Source organism: Tamilnaduibacter salinus (assembly GCF_003096655.1).
Classification (GTDB): Bacteria; Pseudomonadota; Gammaproteobacteria; order Pseudomonadales; family Oleiphilaceae; genus Tamilnaduibacter; species Tamilnaduibacter salinus.
This window is the reverse complement of record NZ_QEKQ01000008.1, coordinates 20,092-44,062: the sequence shown is the minus strand read 5'-3', so window position 1 is coordinate 44,062 and position 23,971 is coordinate 20,092. Positions and strand designations below refer to the sequence as shown.

18 protein-coding genes are annotated in these 23,971 nt (G+C 61.5%); 9 read left to right on the top strand and 9 right to left on the bottom strand.

Features of this window, described 5'->3' with window-relative positions; all coding sequences use genetic code 11:
- The first annotated feature begins 224 nt into the window (after positions 1-224).
- Entirely contained in the window at positions 225-506 is a 282-nt protein-coding gene (locus tag C8D92_RS12320; RefSeq protein ID WP_228151272.1) for a hypothetical protein, read from the top strand.
- Positions 507-603: 97 nt separating this feature from the next.
- Here C8D92_RS12320 and C8D92_RS12315 read toward each other — a convergent pair whose 3' ends face one another.
- Both C8D92_RS12315 and C8D92_RS12310 read right to left on the bottom strand, forming a co-directional pair.
- A complete protein-coding gene (locus tag C8D92_RS12315; protein WP_409456182.1) occupies positions 604-1,194 on the bottom strand; it encodes a YceI family protein in 591 nt (196 codons plus the stop codon).
- Between the two features lie 51 nt (positions 1,195-1,245).
- Complete coding sequence (locus tag C8D92_RS12310) at positions 1,246-1,800, bottom strand: cytochrome b (RefSeq protein WP_116919528.1); 555 nt, start codon at positions 1,798-1,800, stop codon at positions 1,246-1,248.
- An 812-nt stretch (positions 1,801-2,612) separates the two neighbouring features.
- Between C8D92_RS12310 and C8D92_RS12305 the strand changes: the two genes are divergently transcribed.
- A complete protein-coding gene (locus C8D92_RS12305) occupies positions 2,613-3,878 on the top strand; it encodes an EAL domain-containing protein (protein WP_116919527.1) in 1,266 nt (421 codons plus the stop codon).
- Positions 3,879-4,173: 295 nt separating this feature from the next.
- On the opposite strand, the gene parE is transcribed toward C8D92_RS12305, so the two are convergent.
- The 7 genes from parE to C8D92_RS12270 form a co-directional block, all read right to left on the bottom strand.
- Entirely contained in the window at positions 4,174-6,072 is a 1,899-nt protein-coding gene (gene parE / locus C8D92_RS12300; protein ID WP_095611860.1) for a DNA topoisomerase IV subunit B, read from the bottom strand.
- A 7-nt stretch (positions 6,073-6,079) separates the two neighbouring features.
- Positions 6,080-6,538: a protease complex subunit PrcB family protein gene (locus C8D92_RS12295; protein ID WP_116919526.1), complete on the bottom strand. Its 459-nt coding sequence runs from the start codon at positions 6,536-6,538 to the stop codon at positions 6,080-6,082.
- Entirely contained in the window at positions 6,535-9,150 is a 2,616-nt protein-coding gene (locus C8D92_RS12290) for a S8 family serine peptidase (RefSeq protein WP_116919525.1), read from the bottom strand. The genes C8D92_RS12295 and C8D92_RS12290 overlap by 4 nt, the downstream gene beginning before the upstream one ends.
- A gap of 184 nt (positions 9,151-9,334) precedes the next feature.
- Positions 9,335-11,386 (bottom strand): TRAP transporter large permease subunit, encoded by a 2,052-nt coding sequence (locus C8D92_RS12285; RefSeq protein WP_095610032.1) that lies wholly within the window; start codon positions 11,384-11,386, stop codon positions 9,335-9,337.
- A gap of 25 nt (positions 11,387-11,411) precedes the next feature.
- Positions 11,412-12,434, bottom strand: a complete 1,023-nt coding sequence (locus C8D92_RS12280) for a putative solute-binding protein (protein WP_095610031.1) — start codon at positions 12,432-12,434, stop codon at positions 11,412-11,414.
- A gap of 62 nt (positions 12,435-12,496) precedes the next feature.
- The gene (locus C8D92_RS12275) at positions 12,497-13,555 is read right to left on the bottom strand and encodes a hypothetical protein (protein WP_116919524.1); all 1,059 of its coding nucleotides are present in this window, start codon (positions 13,553-13,555) and stop codon (positions 12,497-12,499) included.
- Positions 13,556-13,939: 384 nt separating this feature from the next.
- Positions 13,940-14,557 (bottom strand): TetR/AcrR family transcriptional regulator, encoded by a 618-nt coding sequence (locus C8D92_RS12270; protein WP_409456159.1) that lies wholly within the window; start codon positions 14,555-14,557, stop codon positions 13,940-13,942.
- 113 nt (positions 14,558-14,670) lie between these two features.
- On the opposite strand from C8D92_RS12270, the gene C8D92_RS12265 reads away from it, so the two are divergent.
- The 7 genes from C8D92_RS12265 to C8D92_RS12235 all read left to right on the top strand — a co-directional run bounded on the left by C8D92_RS12265 (position 14,671) and on the right by C8D92_RS12235 (position 23,957).
- Positions 14,671-16,482, top strand: a complete 1,812-nt coding sequence (locus C8D92_RS12265) for an acyclic terpene utilization AtuA family protein (protein ID WP_116919523.1) — start codon at positions 14,671-14,673, stop codon at positions 16,480-16,482.
- Positions 16,479-17,342: an SDR family oxidoreductase gene (locus tag C8D92_RS12260; RefSeq protein WP_116919522.1), complete on the top strand. Its 864-nt coding sequence runs from the start codon at positions 16,479-16,481 to the stop codon at positions 17,340-17,342. The genes C8D92_RS12265 and C8D92_RS12260 overlap by 4 nt, the downstream gene beginning before the upstream one ends.
- A gap of 16 nt (positions 17,343-17,358) precedes the next feature.
- Entirely contained in the window at positions 17,359-18,975 is a 1,617-nt protein-coding gene (locus C8D92_RS12255; protein ID WP_095610026.1) for an acyl-CoA carboxylase subunit beta, read from the top strand.
- Between the two features lie 191 nt (positions 18,976-19,166).
- Positions 19,167-20,324: a citronellyl-CoA dehydrogenase gene (gene atuD, locus C8D92_RS12250; protein ID WP_116919612.1), complete on the top strand. Its 1,158-nt coding sequence runs from the start codon at positions 19,167-19,169 to the stop codon at positions 20,322-20,324.
- A gap of 13 nt (positions 20,325-20,337) precedes the next feature.
- Positions 20,338-21,156, top strand: coding sequence for an enoyl-CoA hydratase/isomerase family protein (locus C8D92_RS12245; protein ID WP_116919521.1), 819 nt, complete (start codon positions 20,338-20,340; stop codon positions 21,154-21,156).
- Between the two features lie 12 nt (positions 21,157-21,168).
- Entirely contained in the window at positions 21,169-23,130 is a 1,962-nt protein-coding gene (locus C8D92_RS12240) for an acetyl/propionyl/methylcrotonyl-CoA carboxylase subunit alpha (protein WP_116919520.1), read from the top strand.
- Positions 23,127-23,957, top strand: coding sequence for an SDR family oxidoreductase (locus C8D92_RS12235; RefSeq protein ID WP_116919519.1), 831 nt, complete (start codon positions 23,127-23,129; stop codon positions 23,955-23,957). The genes C8D92_RS12240 and C8D92_RS12235 overlap by 4 nt, the downstream gene beginning before the upstream one ends.
- Positions 23,958-23,971 lie beyond the last annotated feature (14 nt).

The window sequence follows — 23,971 nt, the reverse complement described above, 5'->3', positions numbered from 1 at the left end:
TCCTCTGTTCCGTGAATCGGGTCGCGCCCCGCACCATGCGGCCGGACGCGGCGAAAGACGCCATTATAGAAAGCCCGACGCCCAGACACCAACCCGGCATTCCAAGTCCTCAGCGCGGGACACACCTCTGGACCTGCGAAGCCAATAGCGGAATACACGCATGGTCACCATGCGGGCCTCCCCCTACGCTCATCGGACTCGGAGCAACAGAGGCCAACGCGGGCTTGTCATTATTTGCGTGCACACTGCGGGATACCCTGTCCGCCATTGGCCGATCGGGCTCGACGGCCTGCCTGAATGCCGGACTCGCCATGGCACTGATGCTGCTGATGGAGTACGGAATGAGCGGCCAATGGCATCTGGCGCGCCCCTATCTATGGGCCGGCGCCCTGATCGGTCTTGTCGTCTTCGTCGGACAGTTGTTCCGCCAGTATCGGCTCTGCCGCGACCGGCGTATCACACGGAACGCCCGCACCGAGTCATACCAGCGACGGACTTCCCTGTGATGCCCACACACTGATTTGCCAGGCAGGACGCTCCAGGCGTGACAGACGATTGGTGGGACAGCCTCACCAGACCGGTGCCCGGTGAGGCTCAAGGTCGTTACTGGCGAATGCCTTCGACTGAGATGAACAGCTCCACGGTCCGGGACGCCTTGCCCAGATCCATCGGGATGCCGAAGTTCGACAGCGTCAGCTCGGTCTCTGCCTCAAACCCCATGCGGTAACCGCCCCAGGGGTCTTCGCCATGCCCCAGCATTTCCGCATCCAGAGTCACTTCCCGCGTGACACCACGCAACGTCAGATTGCCAATAATGTCCGCTTCTTTGGGATTGTCGTCGTCAAGCTCAATGCGCGTGCTCTCGAAACGCGCCTCCGGGTATTCGTCAACGTAGAGGAAATCCTCGCTGCGCAGGTGCTTGTCCCGCTCTGCATGGGCCGAGTCGACGCTGGCCGGGTCAATGGTCACGGTGACAGAGCTCTCGGACGGATTCTCCGCGTCGTAGGTGAACTCGCCATCAAAGTCGTTAAAGCGACCGTAAAGCCAGCTGTACCCCAGGTGAGAGATCTTGAAATTGATGGACTGGTGTTGGCCCTTGGTATCGAACGCATAGGTGCCACTGCCATCATCCGCCTGCAACGGCGCTGAGATGGCCACCGACAGTGCCGATGCAACCGCGATTCGTTTCAACATTGTTTCTTCCTCCTTAAGATGCCCGGCTCCGCCGGGTATGGTCAGATCATTTCACCGGGGACGCAGCCCCAGCATGCGTCTCAGCGTCTCGTCCCGATCGACAACATGATGTTTCACAGCGCCCAGCGCATGCACTACCGCCAGAGCGATGATGGCCCAGGTCACCCAATAGTGAACGCTTCCTGCCCAGTCCTCCATACGCTTCACCTCGCCAGTGACCGACGGTACCGTAAACCAGTCAAACACATCGATGCCGGACCCGTCCGCCGTTGAAATCAGGTAACCGGTGATACCCGCTACAAAAATCAGCACATAGAGCAACCCATGAGCCATGTGCGCAGCCGCCCTTTCAAACCGGGAGTGACTGGCCAGGGCCGGGGGCGGTGGCGAAAGCCAGCGCCACAGCAGGCGCAGGATCATCGCGGCAATGAGCAGGATGCCGACGCTACGGTGAATGTGAGGCGCCAACGTGTACCAGTCATCATAATAGGAGAGATCCACCATCCACCAACCGAGCCAGAACAGGCCGACAACCACGATGGCGATCAGCCAGTGCAGACCCGCGCTAACCCATCCATAGCGTTCCGTGGTGTTCCCTGCCGGCATTGATGGCCATCCTCTGTTGCTGTCACACGTTCGCATCATTTCCCGATTACGGTTGCAGGAAGCTTAGCGTTGGACGCCGGTCACACCAACCCAAAAGTTTTGTGAGCGTCGTTCAGAAAAACTGAAAGACGAGGCCGACCCGACGCAGGTCGTACGACCCGAGTGGAATGGGGGAACTACGGATTGTGGCGCTACCCTGGCAACCGGACAATACAAGTGTCCCGTCTGGTTAATTCGCTGATCGACTGAGCGCCTGATTGCTTTGAGAGCAAGGCGCGGTAGCGACGGTTTGGTGGTTCCAAATCGAGCTGCCGCAACACGGCTATCAAAGCAATCAGGCGCTCCCGAAGGGCGCACCGCTGGCGTTTCTGGACCTGCGTTGCCATCCCTTGATGTGGAACCACCACACCGGCGGGCTGGCGCCTTGGCCAGAAACGCCAGCGGTACGCAGTCGATTAGCGAATTAACCAGACGGGACACTAATGATTCATTCACACAACATGGAGTGAACCGATGGACGTTGAATTCGACGAACTGGTCGTCATCCCCAGCAACAACTGATTGGCACTGATCTCCGCCCGCAGGGGCCGGTGGTGGGTACGGCGCGCGTCCGCCGGCCGGCGTGCCCACCCTGTCTTACTTTAACGTAATTTAACTGAAAACAACTGGTTCCGTTGGGGAGCGTCTGGCAGCATCACATCATAATTGCGTTCATAGCTCATTGAAACTCCTCAACACAGTGACCGGATGAGGAGTCCATCCACAGCCCATCAGTGTCAGGACGTCTGGGCGAGTCACAGAATCAGCGATTAATGTCGACACGCATTCCCAACCAGACAGCCGAGCCGGAACTCGACCTTCTTACGCCGCTTCTGGATCAGCAGGACGCGGGATGGCAGGCCACGTTTCAGGGATTGACACTACGCACGGCCCTGCAACCCATCTTCAGTATCTCCCACAAGCGGATTGTCGGCTATGAGGCCCTGATACGGGCGTTCGATACCGACATGGCCCGGGTACTGCCGTTGCATCTTTTCCAGCTCCCGACAACCGATCCGGAAGATCTGATGCTCGACCGGCTATGCCGGTATCTTCACATCCAGAACTTCGCGTCCATGAACGACGAGATCAACTGGCTGTTCCTGAACGTCTCCCCCAGAGTGGTCGCTAACAAGGGAAAGCGTGACGCCTTCTTTGGCCACCTTCTGGAACGGACTCAGTTCCCGCCCCATCGAGTGGTCGTCGAGATCGTTGAGCAGCCAACGGATGACGCCGAACAACTACGGCGTACCGTGGAGTACTACAAGGAACTGGGTTGCCTGACAGCGATCGACGATTTCGGGGCCGGTCACAGCAACTTTGAACGCATCTGGAACCTGTCACCGGACATCGTCAAACTGGACCGTCAGATTCTCAACCGCGCCACGGATGACAAGCGCGCCCGCCAGATTCTGAACGGCATTGTGTCCCTGCTTCACCAATCCGGCTGCCTGGTACTGCTTGAGGGCGTGGAAACGCGGGAACAGGCGATGATTGCCATCGACGGTGGCGTGGATTTTGTCCAGGGCTTCTTTTTCAGTCACCCCAGCACCGAGCTGTCCGAGGTCATGGCCTCCGTCATGGACTTCGACAGCCTGTTGACCGACTACAAGCGGCAAAACGCTAACCGCTTCGACCCGAGCCACCAGATCACCGATTTTTTCGAGCCACGTTTTCGCGAGGCCGCAAAGCAACTCAGCGGGGGCACCCCTTTTCAGCAAGCCTGCCACGCTCTGATCGGGCACCACACGGTGTCACGCTGCTATCTGATCAACGAACATGGTGTTCAGATCGACGACACTCAGCGCGACACCACGATGGAGGCCTGCTCCGACCCGCGCTTCCGCCCGCTGGAAAACACCCGCAACGCCGACTGGTACCGCCAGCACTATCTGCAACAGGCCCTCAACCAGCCCGATCACGTCCAGGTCACCCGCCCCTACCTCTCCGTCACCGGTGCCTACATGTGCGTCACCCTTTCGCTGGCATTCCAGAATGGGAATGAGGTGAACGTGTTGTGTTGCGATATTCTGGCGTAATCTCTTCAGCTTGAAGGTTTCGCCGTCTTCAATGTAGCCGATGTCTCCGACTTCGGAGTCGCCCGCCAGGGCGACCGATATCTGCTCTCGATCACGGTGCCTGGGATCGGCTGGTAATCATTGCCTACGCTGCATTTGATGGTCATCCCTGACGCCAAATGCGACCGCGACATCCCTGTCGCTCCTCCGGCAATGACCACCAGCCGTTCCCGATCAGACAACGGGGTTACCGCTGGGCAGGCTTGTACAACACCCACTCAATGTTCGACTACCTTGCTTGAGAAACGTGTCTTGCTCAGGCCGGCACGTCCGCCATATTCCCGTAGGTCTCCAGCCACGCGCGACGGTCAGACGCTCGCTTCTTCCCAAGCAGCATGTCCATGCGCTGAATCGTTTCTTCCGCATCTTCAAGCGACAGCAGAACCAAACGACGGGTGTCCGGCGCCATTGTCGTTTCGCGAAGCTGTAACGGATTCATCTCACCCAGGCCCTTGAAACGGGTGACCGAGACCTTCCCCTTGCGCTTCTCGGCCGCAATCCGGTCCAGGATGCCCTGCCGCTCATGCTCATCGAGGGCGTAAAAGGTTTCCTTGCCGACATCCACCCGGTAGAGCGGCGGCATCGCCACGTAAACGTGCCCGGCCTCGACCACGGGCCGGAAATGCTTGACGAACAATGCGCACAGCAAGGTGGCGATATGCAGGCCATCGGAGTCGGCGTCCGCGAGAATGCAGATCTTGTCGTAGCGCAGCCCTTCGAGCTTCTCGGAGCCGGGGTCAACACCAATCGCAACGGCAATGTCATGCACCTCTTGGGAGGCCAGGATCTCGCCAGGGTCGACCTCCCAGGTATTCAGAATCTTGCCCCGCAGCGGCATCACCGCCTGATACTCCCGGTCACGCGCCTGCTTGGCGGAACCGCCGGCAGAATCCCCCTCGACGAGGAACAGCTCCGCCCGGTTGGCATCACCACCGGAGCAGTCTGCCAGTTTGCCCGGCAATGCTGGCCCCTGGGTGACCTTCTTTCGGGCGACCTTCCGACTCGCCTTCAGGCGTCGCTGGGCATTGCTGATGAACAGATCCGCCAGCGCCTCACCAATATCGGTGTGCTGGTTCAGCCAGAGACTGAACGCGTCCTTGACCACGCCAGAGATGAACGCCGCGGCCTCCCGCGATGACAGGCGTTCCTTGGTCTGCCCCGAGAACTGCGGATCGGACATTTTGAAAGAAAGCACATAACTGCAACGCTCCCAGACATCGTCCGGGGTGAGTTTGACTCCCCGCGGCAGCAGATTGCGGAACTCACAGAACTCTCTCATGGCCTCCAGAACGCCAGTTCGCAGGCCATTGACATGAGTCCCGCCCAGGGGCGTCGGAATCAGATTGACATAGCTCTCGGTGACCGCCTCACCGTCTTCAGGCAGCCACTGAACGGCCCAGTGGACTTCCTCACTATTACCCGACATGTCACCGGTGAATGGCTCTGCCGGAACCCGCTCGATGTCAGCCAGGGCGCTGTGGAGATAATCCCGCAGTCCGTCCTCGTAGTACCACTCGTCTTTTTCACCCGTCTGCTCCTGATGAAACGTCACCGTCAGGCCGGGGCAGAGGACCGCTTTGGCCCGCAGGTTGTGGCGCAGCCGGCTGATGGAAAAGCGGGGGCTGTCGAAATAGCTGACATCGGGGGTAAACGTCAACCGGGTGCCGGTGTTGCGTTTGCCCACGCTATCCACAGGGGTCAGATCGCGGGTCTTCTCACCGTTGGCAAAGGCGATGCTGTAACGCTGTCCGGCACGTTTGATGGACACTTCCAGGTGCGTGGACAACGCATTGACCACAGACACCCCCACCCCATGCAGGCCGCCGGAGAAGGTGTAACTGCCCTTGGCGGAAAACTTACCACCGGCGTGAAGCCGCGTCAGAATCAGCTCCACGCCCGGCACGCCATGCTCCGGGTGAACGTCCACCGGCATGCCCCGCCCGTTGTCTTCGACGCTCAGCGAATTGTCCGCGTGCAGGGTTACATCCACGCGAGTGGCAAAGCCCGCCAGGGCCTCGTCCACACTGTTGTCGATGACTTCCTGAGCCAGGTGGTTGGGGCGACTGGTGTCGGTGTACATGCCCGGGCGTTTGCGCACCGGGTCCAGGCCACTGAGTACCTCAATCGCTTCGGCGTTGTAGTCTTTCTGGCTCATGGAACTCCTACAGCTTCTGGTAGAACAGGTTGTCGGTCTTGTCCTTCACCACCACTTCATCCCAGCCCTCGGACGGGACGTTGAGAATCGCACAGGGGGTCGTCAGCGCCTGGGAGACCATGCCACCACCGGGGCGTTCGACCAGCACGTCAATGACCAGCAGTTCATCCCGGATCCGCGCGTCACGCATCTCGATGCTGTAGCCACCCGTCGGGCGCTCCCCCATGCTGATCACCAGCATGCTCCGATCGTCACGGGCTGGCCAGGGCGGCAAGGCCCCTACCCGATCCTGCTGGAGTTGCTGCCAGTCCGACTCGGAGGACACCAGCGTCAGCCCCTCCGCCGTGAAGCCACAGTGACTGGAGGAAAGCGAGGCGGTGACTACCGGCCCCGAGCTGCCGATCGCAGCGCAGCCGGTCAATGCTGCCGACGCCAGCAGACCAGCAAACCATCGAATACGAATCATGGTACTACCTTTCGTTGGGGTTCGGCCGATTCCGGACGCAACAGACGATAGCCGCGAAAGCCCGGCCGGGGCAAGCTCTGTGCTGATGACGCCGAGCGCCGGAAACTGGTGGTCATACTCAGGTCGTTGCGCGACGTGTCGCCCAGACGAACCGGCTCGGGCAACCCGTTCGTGGGATACTCCGCACAGGCCTCACCGTTGTCGCAGATATTGCCGTCGTTATCGACGTCGCTGCCGGCGACGAGAAAGTACTCGCCAGGTTCGACATCATCAAACGCAAAGGCGTAGGAGCCGCCACTGGCCGTTACGACCTGCTGGGCGACCGTCTCCCGTTCGCCATCAGCGCTGACCAGGAGCACATAGTGCCGACCGGCATCGCGGGCATTGACCGGATCACCCAGTTGGACGTTGACCGGGATGTTGAGTGTTCTGGAATTGCCCTCAGCGTTCTCGTAAGACACTGTCACTTCGTCCTGCTCAGCCTGACGACGATTGTTGATGGTGGCCACCAGGGTCACGGTCTCCCCATTCAGGGATTCGTCCTTGCTGACATCCAGCCAACTGGGGCTCGCGACAGACGCTGTCGGCAGAACCGCTTCACTGTCCGTTTCCGGTAACACGGACAGGGTCGTCTCCGAGGTCGTGACCGACCCATTGAACCGAAAGCTGGCCGGATTTCCGACAATGACGCCATTAAAGGAGAGTCCAGCCGCATCTGTCGCTTTTACTGCGTCCATCAGCCCCTCGCCGTATTCACTCGGACTGTAGAAACTGTCATCCCTGCTTGTCAGCCGCCCGTTTCTGAGATGAGTCATGAACTCCGCAAGAGACAAGCGCCTGCCTCGCTCGGCGAGACTTGACTGCTGCATCAAGGCAATCACACCTGAAACATGTGGTGTCGCAACTGACGTTCCCTCGAGAGGCGCATAGTCGGGCGTAAACGTATTACCAGCCTGTCTCCCCCAGGCACTGATGATTGATCGTCCATCGCGGGGGGAGTAGCCGCCGGGGGCCATCAAGTCCAGCCAAGGTCCAAAGTTGGAGTAAGGCGCCCTCTCACCACTTGAATCAACCGCCCCAACCGCGATCACGTTGTCAAATGCGGCCGGATAGACCGGGTCCGAGGTACCCTGGTTGCCAGCCGCCGCCACAAACAGAATGCCTTGATCAACCCCCCAGTCGATCGCACTACGAAGCGTGTCACTGTTACCGACACCACCAAGACTCAGGTTGATCACGTGAGGTCTCTGGGAGGGAGACAGACTGGCAAGGTCGTCAATCGCCGCGATCAGATCGGACGTACTGCCCTGCTCATCCGTCCCCAGCACCCGGATCGGCATCAGGTCTGCAAAGGGGGCGATACCTACAATGCCATCCTGATTGTCTCGCCCGACCACGATGCCCGACACGTGCGTCCCGTGGAAACTACTGGACTGTATATCACCGTTGCCGGGATTCGCCGGGTTGCGATCCCTGCCGGCCGTGGTGTCACCCTCGTTATCACCCGAGACATAGTCTGCGGTCGAAGGCAAAACAATCCCGCTGCCATCCGCCTTCTCAATATCTGGATGCCAATTCCCGAGACTCTCAGGGCTGCTGCTGAAGAGCCCCGTATCCAGCACCGCAACACGAATGCCCGATCCGGGGTTGCTCTGAACCTGCCAGACCGCGGGTACCTGGATCTGCGGGAGGTTCCACTGTTGTCGGTATAAGTCATCATCATCCGGGTTCACCTGCATCCCATGAACCCGGTAATTCGGTTCTGCGGCAACCACACCCGGCTGCTGGCGCAACTCGCGTATCCAGTCAATGGTCTGCCGGCGGTCACTCATCCCGCCTCTGGACAGGGCTCGGAACTGATCGGACTGACGAAGCAACCAGGTGTTGCCGCTCAGGCGACGAGTGCCTGAGGCCCCGGACTGCACCGCGAGACTACGAACTCCGGAAACCGGAGCCGCGTAGGTCACCAGCGCTTCGCCGGCCTCAAACGGGGCGTCCCCCGCAGCGAGGTGGGTTGCTGTCGAACCGCCGGATGAAGAGCTCACACTGACGACATACCGAAACGGGGCGCTGTCAGGACCGGTATCAATCACGAGCTCGTACTGGGCTTCGCTGCTTGCCGAGGGAGACACGCTGGCCGAATCCGTGGTCTGACTCAACAGAGCCTGGTCCACCGAATCACCGTCCTGATTCAGGAGCCGGACGATTCCGCTCTCCAACTCGTTCGTCACCGTAAACAGTTGAACGGAAACAACCTGTGACCCGGTCAGGGAGAGCTGGTAACGATCCGTCTCGTCTGTGCTGAATCTCAGGCCCGGCGTCTCATGCGGACCGGACGTATCGCTGACATAGCCCCCAACGATGGCCGGGCTCGGCAACCCCTGGGGGATGCTGTTGTTACTCTCAGCCTGACCCCGCCCGAGATCATCCGCTGTATCACTATCCACCCGCGTCCGCGCCTCAATGCGGATCTCACCACTGGCATCGGGTGTCGGGCCTCCGCCCATAGTTGAGCCAGAGCCACCCCCACAGCCACTGAGAATCAGCAGCAAGGACAAACCGGGCAACAGCAGGCAGCGATGTGGAGGTGTGGTCATCATAGTGTTGAGCATATAACGGGTTCATAGTTAACGACAGTTTACCAGCGCACGGCCATCAGGGACGCGATCCATGGCTGATTTCCGACAGATTCCATCTATGATTTCTTACGTTTTATCAGCGTCGACCTATTCACTGAACGAAAAAAACCGCCCGACGGGTTCTCCGAAGGGCGGTTTTTTGGGGCTGATGGTCCGGTCAGATGGCGTAGAAGAACAGTGGCACAAAGCCGACCAGCAGCAGTGTGGTGCCCATCACCATGAGCGGCAGCAGAAGTCGCTCGTAGCGATGATAGAAACTGCCGGTCCGCTCCGAGGCGATGACTTCCGTCTCGCCCACCACCTGTCTCGTCAGCAGGTGGTTCAGCGCCACTGGCGGGCTCAGGTAACCCAGCTCGAAGGCCACCAGACAGACCATCCAGAAGTGCAGCGGGTCGATGCCCAGGTTGATGGCCGCCTGCGCGATCGTCGCCGACACCAGAATCACGGCACCGAACGGGTCCATGACCATGCCGATACAGGTCAGCATCACGACAATGACACCCATCACCAGCCACGGATTATCCAGCGTCTCAGGGAACACCGCATGAACGATGTCCGAGCGCTCCATAATGCCACCCAGGCAGATGGAAAAGCCGATCAGGGCCAACAGCGCCCCGATGTGAACGGCCGAATCGCTGGCTGCCGCGGTGCTCCGCGACCAGAAGGCCGACGAGCGACTCTGGCCCTCGTCCCGGTTCTCCCAACTGGCATCCAGCGCCACCAGCGCCAGCATCACCAGCGGCAGAATCATCGGCGCGCTGTATTCATTGAAGACCAGCCCCAGCAGGAACCAGATCCCCCCGATCACCAGCGCCGCTGTGATCACATAGGGCAGCAGCGGTTTCAGGCGTCGCGCTGCTTCCCGAAAGGCACCCGGTTCCGGGCGCGGCTTCCAGTTGCCCTGAGTCTTGCACACGATCAGCGAGAAGAGCGACGCCGACATGAGAAAGATCCAGAAGCCCCAGCCGTAGAGTTCATCGGTGGTCACTTCCTTGTTGAGGGCGGCCACCACCACGATGAGCAGGCAGGGATTCAGTACCACACCCATGCTGCCCGACATGGCCGTTGTGGCCAGCGACAGCTGACGGTTGGCTCCAGCCTTGCGCAGTTCGTCATAGACGACGCCACCCACGGCCAGGATGAAAATCCCGGATGCCCCGGTGAACGCCGTCGGGAAGGCGGTCGCAAAAATCATCAGTGAGGCGAGCGCGGGCGCCGGCAGCTTGAACGGCTGAATGACGTCCAGCAGCATGTCGGGAATGCGCGTCTGCTTCAATGCCATGCCCACCAGCACGTACAGGCCGATGTTGATGAACATGGAAGAGAAACTGATCATCTGGCCGAAGTAGATCGCCAGCCCAGAGCTGTAGCCGTCCACGAAGAAGAAATACGACATCGCGATCAGCCCCATCCCGCAATAAAGCGGAATCACAAGCCCGGACGATGCCGACAGGGACCCGGCCTTCATCCGGCTCGGCAGCACCAGCAACCGATACAGGTTGATCAGCATGAACACCCCGAACACCGAGGCGACGGCGTACTGCGTCCGGATGATGCCACCCACATCCGGGGAATCCTCAAGCCGACCGACGTAGGAGAAGCTCGAGTACACCATCAAACCATTCACGGCTAACTGGGTCAGCTGGGACAACCGCCACTCGGCGCGGTTGCGGGGCAATCGCAGCGCAATGTGATCGGTGTCCAGCGCCGAAATCAGCGCCGCCAGGGCGAACAACCCCAGGAACAGGTATTTCTGCAGGTCAATGTTGTCGAGCAGAAAATCGGCCATCCCCTGCTCGACCGTTTTGAACATCGTCAGGGACGTGGTGATCTGCCCCTTGTTCTGTTTGTAAAGGGCGTGCTCCTGTTTGCACTGCTCCAGTGATTTCTCGAACGACTCTCTCAGCTTCGATTCGCTCGGTGGCGACGAAAACAGGGCATCCGGATCCGGCTCGTAGTTGTCCAGACGCTTCTGGATCGCCGCATCAATGTCCATGTTCACGTTACACTCGGGCTTCTCCGCCCAGGGATCCAGCAGATAATAGTCGGACCACATCTGCTCGCCAATCCAGAGCATCCGCGAATGCAGGGAGTTGCCCATACCGAGCAACAGGGTAAAGATCAGCAGGCCCAGGAGGACGACCCCATGCAATCGATGCATGGGGTAGAGTGTCGTCACTCGGCTGGGCGACATCGCACGCCAGTTCATGATGGTTGATCAGCCTTTACTGCGTTTATTCACGGTTCCCGGCGGTGCATTCAGCCGCACCCGGGTTGGAGGCACAGCGAATCTTGGCCATCAGTGACAGCATCTTCGCGTTGTACACCTCAGGCGCGCCGCCTTTGCCATCACGCAGCTCGAGGCGGTTCTCGCGGAACATTTCCTGGTAACCCTGGATGTCCTTCTCCGGGATGTTGATCCACTGTTTTTCCGGGATGCTCTGCTCTGACTTCTCAACCAAATTCATGGCCTGTCCATAGAGGCCCCAGGTGACGTCCCGAGAGGCCTGGGCCGTCTCGTCGTTCATGACGTCGTCACGAGCAATCAACTGGTAAGTCAGCTGGGCCAGCGGGTAGTCCACAATGCCGCCTTCTTCGCCAATGCCTTTGTAGAGCTCCAGAGCCTCGTAGGCATAGGCGGGCGAGTAGGCAGAGTCGACAGAACCGTTGTTGAACTTGCCGGCAAAGTTGGTGATATCAGACGGCACAACGGTCGCCTTCACGTAGTTCACCATGTGGATCGCGTCTTTCTGATACTCGAGTGTCGCGATCCGCTTGCCTGCCAGCTCCCCGGCCGTATCAATCTCGCGATCATTCACAAACAGATAACCTGCGCCGGCCGGTGCAATCCCGACCACCTCATACTGACCGCTCTTCATCAACGGCGCCGCCTTGGGCTGGGACAGCGTCTTCAACAGAGTCTCAAGGTTGTCGTAGGACGGGAGCGCCCCGACCGCACTGATGGTGCCGGTAAACCGGTTAAAGCGCCGGGTGCGCAGATCGGTCGCCGCCAGCACATCACATTGGCCGGACTGGAAATCCCCGAGCGCCACACCCTCGTCAGTATACGGCTTGAGCTCGTAATCGATGCCGTGTTCCTTCATGTTCAGGGCGTAGTCTTTCATCATGTTGTAAATGTCACCGTTGGCGCCGATGACATCGAACACGCACATGCTGACATCCTTGGCATCGTCCTGAGCCTGCGCCAGCGGCGCCACCATGGCCAGGGTCAGTGCAGCAGCAGTCTTACGGAGCATGGGTTAAACCTCCCGTTTCGGTTTTTTGTGCTTGTGAGTCTGAAAGTCAGGCTGATGGGCTGTCAGAGCAGCCCATCGAGATCCATCGCCTCGGCGTCCGACGAGGACTTCTTGCTCATTCGGCCAAAGTAGGCGCTCGGCGTCCGGTGGCCGTATTCCTGCGTCCAGTGCCTGTCCGACATGTACTGGATGACGCTATGGGCGACCTGATCCACCAGGGCGTACTCTGCGCGAACCGTGAAGCCCTTCTCCGAATCGGCGTAGCGCTTGATCACGTCGGCCAGGACCTCATCCCGGCCGGCACTCTGGGCCGCGACCGCTTCAAGCGCCATCGACGCGCGGAAGCCTTTCTCAATGCCCAGCTGAGAGCTGGCCTTCAGGAGCTTGAACGGCTCGGGCGCCATCGTCGGTTGAGTGTCCGGGAGCAGCAGCCAGACATTGGCTCGAATGGCATTCGGGATGCCGCCCCACTTCTCATTGTCCAGACACTGCGCGGCCCGCTCTGCTTGCGGCGCAATGTTCTTGGGCACACCCGCCGTACCGCCGGAGTTGGTGTCGTTGACGATCGCCTGCATGCCGGTCAGCAGACCCAGAAGGAAGGTAAGCTCGTCCTGATCGTTGTAAAGGAACGGGCACTCCGGGCTATCCGCCGTCACGTCATACTCATACGCCTTCATGGCTCGACGGAACGTTTCCAAGCGGCGCTCGGCGGTCACCTTGTGCCAGCGCTTGGCCTGGGTCCGGGCATCCTTGGCTTTGGCAACATTGCCCTGATAGTCGGCTCTCAGGTAAGCCAGGTCCGCTTCCCAGGCCTTGGCTTCCGCACAGTTGGCGGACAGCAACTGCATCAGCGAGCCGGTTTCATTGGGGAAGTCGGTGACGCGACCGAAGGAAGAGACCAGGGGGTCCAGCGCAGAGCCCATGCTGCAGGCCATTTTCGCGTCAGACATCTGGAGGACATACGGCGTCGCTTCGGACTCAGCATAGCCGGTAATCACGACCCCTGTGGTGTGGTAGATCGGGTTGACGCCGCAACCGCTGAGGACGGCCAGGGCGAGGATCGGAGACAGAACTCGACGAACGAAACCCGCGAAGGTTGTCGGGATGATGGAAGCGTACATTCTGATTCCTTTTGACTTGTTTGTTCTTGTCAGTGTCCGGGTGAAGCCACAGATGATCCCGCTTCAGGAACAGGGATACAATCTGTTACTCCTCACGCGGACTGAAGGATGCGACCCGGTTCGCATTTCGTGAATGGCCGCTGCGACCAGAAATTTGGCCGATGAGGCCAATGGGCCGATCCGCACACCGCACTCAGGCGGTGCCAGGCCGGGCTGAAAGGCCTGAAAAACCTGCCCGGCCCCGGCATGGCGGCCTGAAACCCCGGTTCGCAACCGAGCGTCCGCTTGACGACCGCCACCTGCAAGGACGCAGGAACCGGTACAAAAGTTTCATTTCGTAACGCTGAATCGGAAAATCGATTCTCGAAGAAAGGAGGGACGGGTCTAAAGCCCAAGCATTCCCATGATCTCGCCGGTGAGATCTTCGAGGCTCATGCTACCGCCGGGGCGATACCAGGTGATGGTCCAGCTCAGCGCCCCCGTCAGCATGCGGCGGGTGACGAACGGATCGGCTTTCAGACGCCCTTCCTCTTCAAGCGCGGACAACACCTCCATCCAGAGCGCCTCGTACACATCGCGCAGTTTCAGGATCTCCGCTCTCGAGGCGTCGGAAAGACTGCGCCACTCGAACACCAGCACCGCCATGGCCTCACCGGTCTGACCGTTGATGGACTCCAGCTCACAGGCGATCAGAGACCGGAGCTTGTCACGCACCGTTTCCGCGCGGGCCAGGGCCGCCCGCATGATTTCGGTATTCAGAATGATGGTTTCTTCCATCACCGCTTTCAGGATGTCCTCCTTGCTGCGGAAATGATGGAACAGGCTGCCGGACTGAATGCCGACATCCGAAGCCAGATCACGGACGGTCGTGCGCTCATACCCCTGTTCGCGGAACAGTCGGGCGGCCGAGGTCAGCAATCGCCCCCGGGCACTACGGGGATCGGAAATACGCTGGTCGGCAATCAGTGATTGCTGGATGGTGTGATCGGGCACGGCGCGGATTCCATTCAGGAGCGTTCAGACTGACCGCCATTCTAGCGTAGACCGGGCTATTCACAAACCAAGCGCTTGCTTGGTATTGTAGCGTTACGTTAACCGGAATCAGGAGCACCCCCATGCCGAGCACGACCCGAACCACGCGCATCGGCTGTTCTGCCGCCTTCTGGGGAGACACGGAAATCGCCGCACGGCAACTCGTGGAGAAAGGGAATCTGGACTATCTGGTGTCCGATTACCTGGCGGAGATCACCATGTCGATCATGGCGGGCCAGAAACTGAAGGACCCCAGCCAGGGCTATGCCCGGGATTTTGTCGAAACAGTGATGGCCCCCCTGCTGTCACAGATTCGGGATCAGGGCATCCGTGTCATCAGCAACGCCGGCGGCGTGAACCCGAAGACCTGCCGGGATGCCCTCCAGCAACTGTGTGACGACCAGGGCCTGGACCTGCGCATCGGCCTCGTTCTGGGCGACGACCTCATGCCCGCCAAATCCGAGCTGAGCAAGCGCGACATCCGGGAAATGACCACCGGCGAACCGCTGCCCGCCACGATGGTCAGCCTCAACGCCTATCTCGGCGCCCCCGGCATTGTCGCCGCGCTCGAAGACGGCGCCGACATCGTCATCACCGGTCGGGTGGCCGACAGCGCCCTCGTGCTCGCCCCCCTGATTCACGAGTTCGGCTGGGCGTGGGACGACTGGGATCGGCTTGCACAAGGCAGCCTCGCTGGTCACCTGATCGAATGCGGCGCCCATGCCACCGGGGGAAATTTCACCGACTGGGAAAGCGTTGCCGACGGGTTCACGGACATGGGGTTCCCAATCGTCGAGGTGCAACCCACTGGCCCATTTGTTCTGAGCAAACCGCCGGAAACCGGTGGCCGAGTCAGCTTCGGCACGGTCGCCGAACAGCTGGTCTACGAAATCGATGACCCGGCGGCTTATCAGTTGCCGGATGTCATCTGCGACTTCACGCAGGTCACCCTTGAGGAGACCGGCCCGGACCAGGTGACGGTTAGAGGCGCCACGGGTCGTGCACCGACCGATCAGTACAAGGTCGCGGGGACCTGGCCCGACGGCCATAAGTGCACGGTGACGTTCCTGATGGCCGGCATCAACGCAGCCCGCAAGGCAGAAACCGTTGCAAACGCCATCCTCGACCGGACCCGACGACTGTTCGAGGAAAAGGGATACGGCCCCTACACCGACACCCACGTGGAGCTTCTGGGCACCGAAGCGACGTACGGGGCGCACGGACGCCGTTCCGACACCCGGGAAGTGGTCATCAAGATCAGCACCGCCCACGCGAACAAGAAGGCACTGGTGCTTTTCTCCCGGGAAATTGCCCAGGCCGCCACCGGTATGGCGCCGGGACTGACCGGTATCGTCGGTGGCCGGCCCACCGTCTGGCCCAAGATCCGGCTGTTCTCCTGTCTGGTGCCCAAGAGCCACACAACCGTCACCGTTGATGTGGCCGGGGAAAGCCGAACGGTGGCGCTACCAGCAATCGACGCCTCCCGGGGGGCGACCCCGTCGACTCCGACCAGTGACGAGGCTCAGCCCTCCGGGACGGCCAACACGACCGTGCCCCTGATCAGGCTTGCCTGGGCCCGCTCCGGCGACAAGGGCGATCACGCCAACATTGGTGTTGTCGCCCGTCGGCCGGATTACCTCCCATGGATTCGTCAGTCCCTGACCGAAGACACGGTGACTGATTGGATGCGCCACACCCTGAACCCGGACAAGGGCCGGGTCCGGCGCTGGGACCTGCCCGGTATTCACGGCCTCAATTTCCTGGTGGAGCACAGCCTGGGCGGCGGCGGTGTCGCGAGCCTGCGCATCGATCCGCAGGGCAAGGCCTTCGCCCAGCAACTTCTGGACATGCCGGTCTCAATCCCGGACGAACTGCTTGATGAGGATTCCGAATGAGTTACCAATCGATTTTCCGCCCCGGCCTCTTTGCGGGACAGACCCTCATTGTGACGGGAGGCGGGTCCGGCATCGGCCGCTGCACCGCTCACGAGCTGGCCTCGCTGGGCGCCACGGTGGCGCTGGTGGGCCGTAAGGCCGACAAACTGGAAGCCGTTCGCGCCGAGATCGCTGAAGACGGTGGACAGGCTCATACCTACACCTGCGACATCCGCGATGAAGCCGTCGTGGCCGACACCATCCGGACCATTCTGAGCGAGCACGACAATGTCACCGGGCTACTCAACAATGCCGGCGGCCAATACCCGTCCCCTCTCGCCTCCATCAACCAGAAGGGCTGGGAAACCGTCGTGCGCACCAACCTGACGGGCGGATTCCTGATGGCCCGCGAGCTATACAACCAGCACCTGTCGAAGACCGGCGGCGCCATCGTCAACATCGTCGCCGACATGTGGGGCGGCATGCCCGGCATGGGCCACTCCGGCGCAGCAAGGGCCGGCATGGTGAATTTCACCCAGACCGCCGCCGTGGAATGGGGGTGCTCGGGCGTGCGGGTCAACGCCGTGGCGCCGGGCTGGATTGCCTCGTCCGGCATGGACACCTACCCGGAGCAGATGCAGCAGTGGATTCGCGGCCTGCGGGACGCCGTGCCCTTCAAGCGCATTGGCACCGAGTCCGAGGTGAGCGCCGCGATCTGCTTCCTGCTCAGCCCGGGCTCCGCGTTTATCAATGGGGACACCCTGCGCATCGATGGTGGCGCCTCCCAGGGCACCGCGGTCTGGCCGCTGCCCAAAGCGAAGAACAACGAGCCGTTCAACGGCTTCCACCGGGCAACCACCCCGAAAGTGCTGCAGGACTGATCGGAGCGAACGCGCTATGCAACCACTGGAATCCACCCTCAACCCGCAGTCGGACGAGTTCGCCGCCAATGCCGAGGCCATGTCCGCCCATATTGAGACGTTCCGGGATGTGGAGCGGCAGGTGGCCGCCCTGGCCGAGTCGGCGCGGGAGAAGTTCACCAAGCGCAACAAGCTGCTGCCGAGCGAACGCATCAATCTGTTGCTTGATCGCGGCACACCCTTTCTGGAGCTGTGCTCCCTGGCGGGCTACAAGATGCACGATGATAAGGACGGCAGCCAGGCCGGCGGCGGTCTGATTGGCGGTATCGGCACCGTGGCGGGTACCCGCTGCCTGGTGATCGCCAACAACAGCGCCATCAAGGGCGGCACCATCACGCCGGCGGGTCTGGACAAGACCCTGCGGCTTCAGCAGGTCGCAAAAGAGAACGGCCTGCCCATCGTCTCACTGTCGGAAAGCGGCGGCGCCAACCTCAACTACGCCACGGACATCTTCGTTCAGGGGGCGCGTGGTTTCGCGAACCAGGCCCGTCTGTCCGCCGCTGGCATTCCTCAGGTGACCGTCGTCCACGGTAATGCAACCGCCGGCGGCGCGTATCAACCCGGTCTGTCTGACTACGTGATTGTTGTCCGGGATCAGGCCAAAATGTTTCTCGCCGGTCCACCGCTACTGAAAGCGGCGACAGGTGAGGAGGCAACGGATGAGGAGCTCGGCGGCGCTGCCATGCATGCGGAGCTCGCCGGCACGGCTGAATACCTGGCCGAGGACGATGCCGATGGCGTCCGGCTGGCACGTGGCGTGGTCGAAGCATTGAACTGGAATAAGAACCGACCGGCCCGGGAAGCACCGGAATGGGACGAGCCACGCTATTCGCCGGAGGAGCTGCTTGGCGTCGTCCCGGCCGATCCGAAAAAACCCTACGACGTGCGGGAGATTCTGGCGCGCATCGCCGACGGCTCCCGGTTTCAGGATTTCAAATCCGAGTACGACGACCAGACCGTCTGCGGAACGATCACCATTGAGGGACACGCGGTCGGCATCATCGGCAACAACGGCCCCATCACACCAGCCGGCGCTACCAAGGCCGCACAGTTCATCCAGCTGTGCGACCAGGCCGGCACACCGTTGCTGTTTCTCCATAACACCACCGGCTTCATGGTCGGCACCCACTCCGAGCAGAACGGCATCATCAAACACGGTTCCAAGCTGATCCAGGCCGTCGCCAACGCCCGTGTCCCGCGCATTGCGGTCGTGGTGGGCGGCTCCTACGGTGCGGGCAACTACGCCATGTGTGGCCGGGGGCTGGACCCGCGATTCATCTTTGCCTGGCCCAACAGTCGTACTGCCGTCATGGGGCCGGCCCAGGCCGGCAAAGTGATGCGCATTGTCTCGGAAGACAAGCAGCGGCGGGCCGGCAAGGAGCCGGACGAGAAAACTCTCGATTTTCTCGAACAGGCCACCGCGCAGAAGCTCGAGGAAGGCTCCACCGCCCTCTACGGCACCGCCCGACTGTGGGATGACGGCCTCATCGACCCCCGGGATACGCGCCGGGTGCTGGCTCTCGCACTGGGGATCTGCCGCGAGGCCGAAGACAGAGAACTGCGGCCCAACAGCTTTGGCGTTGGGCGGTTTTAACGATTTTTTAGCCGCGGAATCCACGGAAGAACACGGAAAATAGACAACGATCCCAGACTCCAAAGTTGAGACCAGAAAAGGGTCGCCCTGCGGGCGACTCCGAAGTCGGAGACATCGGCTACATAAGAATGTTCGTCGTTTCCGTGCATTCCGTGGCCAATCAAAAACTCCATCACCAGGAGCACGACACCATGATTTTCACCGAAGAGCACGAAGCGCTGCGAAAAACCGTCCGGGATTTCGTGGAGAAAGAGATCAACCCGCACTGCGATGACTGGGAAGCCGCCGGCGGTTTTCCGATTCACGACATTTTCCGCAAGCTCGGCGACCTGGGGCTGCTCGGCATCCAGAAGCCGGAAGAATACGGTGGTATGGGGCTCGATTACAGCTACAACCTCGTCGCCGCCGAAGAACTCGGTCGGGCCCATTGTGGCGGTGTCCCGCTGGCCGTCGGCGTCCAGACGGACATGTGCACCCCGGCTCTGGCGCGGTTCGGTTCCGATGAACTGAAGCAGGAATTTCTGGCACCGGCCATCAAGGGCGAGAAAGTCGGCTGCATCGGCGTCAGCGAAGTCGGTGCCGGCTCGGATGTGGCCGGGCTGACCACGACCGCGACAAAGGATGGCGACGACTACGTCATCAACGGCGCCAAGATGTGGATCACCAACTCGCCGCAGGCGGACTTCATGTGCCTGCTCGCCAACACCAACGACGACAAGCCGCACAAGAACAAGTCGCTGATCATGGTGCCGATGGACACACCGGGCATCTCGTTTTCCAAGCACCTGGACAAGCTCGGCATGCGCTCGTCGGAAACCGCCCAGGTCTTTCTGGACGACGTCCGCGTCCCCCAACGCTATCGCATCGGCGCAGAAGGCACCGGCTTCATGATGCAGATGATGCAGTTCCAGGAGGAGCGCCTATGGGGCGCCGCGAACATCATCAAGGCGCTCGAGTACTGCATCGAGTCCACCATCGAGTACTGCCGTGAGCGCAAGACCTTCGGTCAGCCGCTGATCCACAACCAGTCCATCCACTTCCGGATGGCCGAGTTACAGACCGAGGTGGAAGCCCTGCGCGCCCTCACCTACCAGGCCTGCGAACTGCATATCCAGGGCAAGGATGTCACCCGCATGGCCTCCATGGCCAAGCTCAAGGCCGGGCGCCTGGGCCGGGAGGTCACCGACAGCTGCCTTCAGTACTGGGGCGGCATGGGCTACATGTGGGACAACCCCGTTGCCCGCGCCTACCGGGATGTGCGTCTGGTCTCCATCGGCGGGGGCGCTGACGAAATCATGCTCGGCATCATCTGCAAGATGATGGGTACGCTGCCCGGCAAGCGCGACTGAACAGGAGATCACCATGGCCACATTGCCGAACTGCGAGACTCTGACCCTTCAGCCGGAAGGCATCGCACTGATGATCACGCTGAACCGGCCGGACCAGCGCAACGCCATGAGCCTGCACATGGTGCAGGAACTCAGCGCCGTGTTCGACGCCATTCGGGACGATGACACTGTCCGTGCCGTGGTCCTGCGTGGCGCCGGCGGTCACTTCTGTGCCGGTGGCGACATCAAGGACATGGCCTCAGCCCGCTCCGCCAGTACGAAGGATGGCAGCGATCCGTTCCGCGACCTGAACCGGGCGTTCGGAACGCTGATCCAGCAGGTCAACGAAGCGCCCCAGGTCACCATCATGTTGCTGGAAGGCGCTGTGATGGGGGGTGGCTTCGGCCTGGCCTGCGTCTCAGATCTGGCCATTGCCGACAAATCGGCCCGCTTCGGCATGCCGGAAACCACGTTGGGCGTCATTCCGGCCCAGATTGCGCCGTTTGTCGTGGAGCGCATCGGGCTGACTCAGGCCCGTCGTCTGGCGCTGCTCGGATTGCGGATCAACGGCGAGGAGGCACACCAACTGGGCCTGGTGCATGAACTCATCGATGGCGAAAACAATGCCCGCGCCGCCATTACCGATACGTTGCGACAGATTCAGAAATGCGCGCCAGTCGCCACGGCCACAACCAAATCCCTGCTGCATCGCGTCGGACGCGAGCCCATGGACCAGCTCCTGGATCAGGCAGCCACGGATTTCGCCAGCGCGGTCCGGGGCCCCGAGGGCGCCGAGGGCACCCGCGCCTTCATGGAAAAACGGGACCCGTCATGGGCCGCTGACGGCGACTGAGGAGCCACCACCATGCTGAGCAAGATCCTGATCGCCAACCGGGGCGAAATCGCCGTCCGCGTCATCCGCACGGCCTCGGAGCTGGGGTATCGCACCGTGGCTGTCTACAGCGATGCGGACCAGAATGCATTGCATGTTCTGGAAGCCGATGAAGCGGTTCGGCTCGGGCCCGCGCCGGTGGGCGAGTCCTACCTGGACCAGAGCGCGGTACTGGACGCCGCCCACCGGACCGGCGCGGATGCGATTCATCCGGGCTACGGGTTCCTGTCCGAGAATGCCGGGTTCGCCCGCGCCTGTGAGAACGCCGGACTGACGTTCATCGGCCCGAAGGCGGACGCCATCGAGCTGATGGGCAGCAAGCGACGCTCCAAGATTGCCATGCAGGAGGCCGGCGTCCCGGTGGTTCCCGGGTTCGAGGCGGACGGCGCCAGCGATGAGGCCCTGATCGAGGCCGCTGGTGACATTGGTTATCCGCTGATGATCAAGGCTTCCGCCGGCGGCGGCGGCCGCGGCATGCGGCTGGTCCAACAGGCCGATCAGCTTGCCGACGAGATCGCCCGGGCCCGCTCCGAGGCCCGTAGTGCATTTGGCGACGATGAGCTGATTCTGGAAAAGGCGGTCATCCAGCCCCGCCATATCGAGATTCAGGTATTCGCCGATCAGTCCGGCAACACCATCTACCTGGGTGAGCGGGACTGTTCCATCCAGCGCCGGCACCAGAAGGTCGTCGAGGAAGCGCCCTCTCCGTTCGTCACCCCGGAGCTCAGGGCCGCCATGGGCGAGGCCGCCGTGCGTGCCGCCAAAGCCTGCGGGTATGTGGGAGCCGGAACCGTTGAATTCCTAGCGGACGCCGACGGCCACTTCTATTTTCTGGAAATGAACACGCGTCTCCAGGTGGAGCATCCGGTCACCGAGCTCGTAACGGGACAGGATCTGGTGGCGTGGCAGCTCGCGGTCGCCGAAGGCAAACCGCTGCCGCTGACGCAGGACGAGGTTGCTCTGTCAGGGCACGCCATCGAAGTGCGCCTCTACGCGGAAGATCCGGCGAATGGTTTCACTCCCCAGACCGGAACGCTGGCGCGATTTGAACCGATCGAAGGCAACGGCATCCGGGTGGACACCGGTGTCCGGTCCGGCGACGTCATTTCGCCCTTCTACGACCCGATGCTGGCCAAGGTCATCGCCAGCGGCCCGACGCGGGATGATGCCAGGCGGCGGCTGCGCAGGGCGCTGGAGGACATGCCTGTTGCTGGGGTGGTCACCAACCGGGCTTTCCTCGCCCGGATTATGGCGGACCCGGTCTTCGGTGCTGGTGAGGCGACCACCGCCTTTCTCAGCGACGCGTTTGCCGACGATGAGAGCATGCACGCGCTCGCACCCTCGCTGACCGAGCAGGCACTCGCCGCCGTGCTGCTCAACGACGATCCACGCCATGGCGGCCAACGCTGGAGCAACAGCCTGCCAGCACCGGTGCCCTTCCACCTGTCCATCGACGATCAGCGCCACAGCCTGAGCCTCACGTGGGATGGCGCCGACGTCACCGCCCGGGCCGGAGAGGCGACCGTCACCCTGACAATCCTTGGTATGAGCGGCTCGCGGCTGGACTATATCGACAGGGGGGTCCGTCAACATTGCCAATATCACCGTGTGGGTGATCGCCTATATTTGCAGCAGCTCAGCCGGTCTCTGGTTGTGGACGACGTCACGCACGCGCCTCGGGATGCGTCCGCCGGCAGTGCCTCCGGGCGGTTGCTGGCGAGTATGGATGGGGCCATCATCGATGTGATGGTGTCACCGGGCGACGAGGTGTCACAGGGCGATACGCTGGTGATTCTCGAAGCCATGAAGATGGAGCACCCGCTGACCGCCGGGCGGGACGGCCGGGTGGATCAGGTCCATATCTCCCCCGGCACCCAGGTCAGCCGACGTCAGGTGCTGGTGGAACTGGCCGACGAACAGGAGACCGACGCATGAGCGACATGAACGGCAAGACCGTGTTTATTACCGGTGCCAGCCGGGGCATTGGCCGGGCCATCGCCCTGGCCTGTGCCCGGGAAGGCGCCAATGTGGTGATCGCGGCCAAGTCAGACCAGCCGCACCCCAAGCTGCCGGGCACGATTCACTCGGTGGCCGAAGAAGTTGAGGCAGCCGGGGGCCGCGCGCTGCCGCTGGTTCTGGATGTGCGGGACGAAGCCGCCGTCAAGGCACGGATCGATGAAGCCGGCAAACATTTCGGCGGCATCGACAAGCTGGTGAATAACGCCGGCGCGATTCGCCTGCAGGGTGTCGAGAAACTGCCGGCCAAACGGTACGACCTGATGCATCAGGTGAATGCCCGGGCGGTGTTTGTCTGCAGTCAGGCGGCATTGCCCTGGCTCAGGGAATCGGATGAGGGCCATATCCTGAGCCTCTCACCGCCGATCAACCTGGCGCCCAAGTGGTTCGCACAGCACGGTGCCTACACCACAACCAAATACGCCATGACCATGCTGACCATGGGGATGGCGGAGGAATTCCGGTCCGACGGCATCGCGGTCAATGCCCTGTGGCCCAAGACGCTGATTGCCACGGCGGCGATTGAGTTCGAAGTCGGCGGCCCGGAGCTGATGAAGCAGGGGCGCACCCCGGCGATCATGGCCGATGCGGCGCTGGCGATTCTCAAGCGGCCGGCGGACATGATGAGTGGTCAGGCGGTGGTGGATGAGGACCTGCTGCGCGAGACCGGCATCACGGATTTCGACGCGTACCGGTATGACGCGTCCAGCGACAAACCGCTGCTACCGGACTTCTTTCTGGACTAGGACCCTGGTCATGC

Coding starts and splice junctions, on each gene's coding strand:
- C8D92_RS12315 (WP_409456182.1), bottom strand. CDS start 1,194: ATGTTGAAACGAATCGCGGTTGCATCGGCACTGTCGGTGGCCATCTCA.
- C8D92_RS12310 (WP_116919528.1), bottom strand. CDS start 1,800: ATGCCGGCAGGGAACACCACGGAACGCTATGGATGGGTTAGCGCGGGT.
- C8D92_RS12305 (WP_116919527.1), top strand. CDS start 2,613: ATGTCGACACGCATTCCCAACCAGACAGCCGAGCCGGAACTCGACCTT.
- parE (WP_095611860.1), bottom strand. CDS start 6,072: ATGAGCCAGAAAGACTACAACGCCGAAGCGATTGAGGTACTCAGTGGC.
- C8D92_RS12295 (WP_116919526.1), bottom strand. CDS start 6,538: ATGATTCGTATTCGATGGTTTGCTGGTCTGCTGGCGTCGGCAGCATTG.
- C8D92_RS12290 (WP_116919525.1), bottom strand. CDS start 9,150: ATGCTCAACACTATGATGACCACACCTCCACATCGCTGCCTGCTGTTG.
- C8D92_RS12285 (WP_095610032.1), bottom strand. CDS start 11,386: ATGAACTGGCGTGCGATGTCGCCCAGCCGAGTGACGACACTCTACCCC.
- C8D92_RS12280 (WP_095610031.1), bottom strand. CDS start 12,434: ATGCTCCGTAAGACTGCTGCTGCACTGACCCTGGCCATGGTGGCGCCG.
- C8D92_RS12275 (WP_116919524.1), bottom strand. CDS start 13,555: ATGTACGCTTCCATCATCCCGACAACCTTCGCGGGTTTCGTTCGTCGA.
- C8D92_RS12265 (WP_116919523.1), top strand. CDS start 14,671: ATGCCGAGCACGACCCGAACCACGCGCATCGGCTGTTCTGCCGCCTTC.
- C8D92_RS12260 (WP_116919522.1), top strand. CDS start 16,479: ATGAGTTACCAATCGATTTTCCGCCCCGGCCTCTTTGCGGGACAGACC.
- C8D92_RS12255 (WP_095610026.1), top strand. CDS start 17,359: ATGCAACCACTGGAATCCACCCTCAACCCGCAGTCGGACGAGTTCGCC.
- atuD (WP_116919612.1), top strand. CDS start 19,167: ATGATTTTCACCGAAGAGCACGAAGCGCTGCGAAAAACCGTCCGGGAT.
- C8D92_RS12245 (WP_116919521.1), top strand. CDS start 20,338: ATGGCCACATTGCCGAACTGCGAGACTCTGACCCTTCAGCCGGAAGGC.
- C8D92_RS12240 (WP_116919520.1), top strand. CDS start 21,169: ATGCTGAGCAAGATCCTGATCGCCAACCGGGGCGAAATCGCCGTCCGC.
- C8D92_RS12235 (WP_116919519.1), top strand. CDS start 23,127: ATGAGCGACATGAACGGCAAGACCGTGTTTATTACCGGTGCCAGCCGG.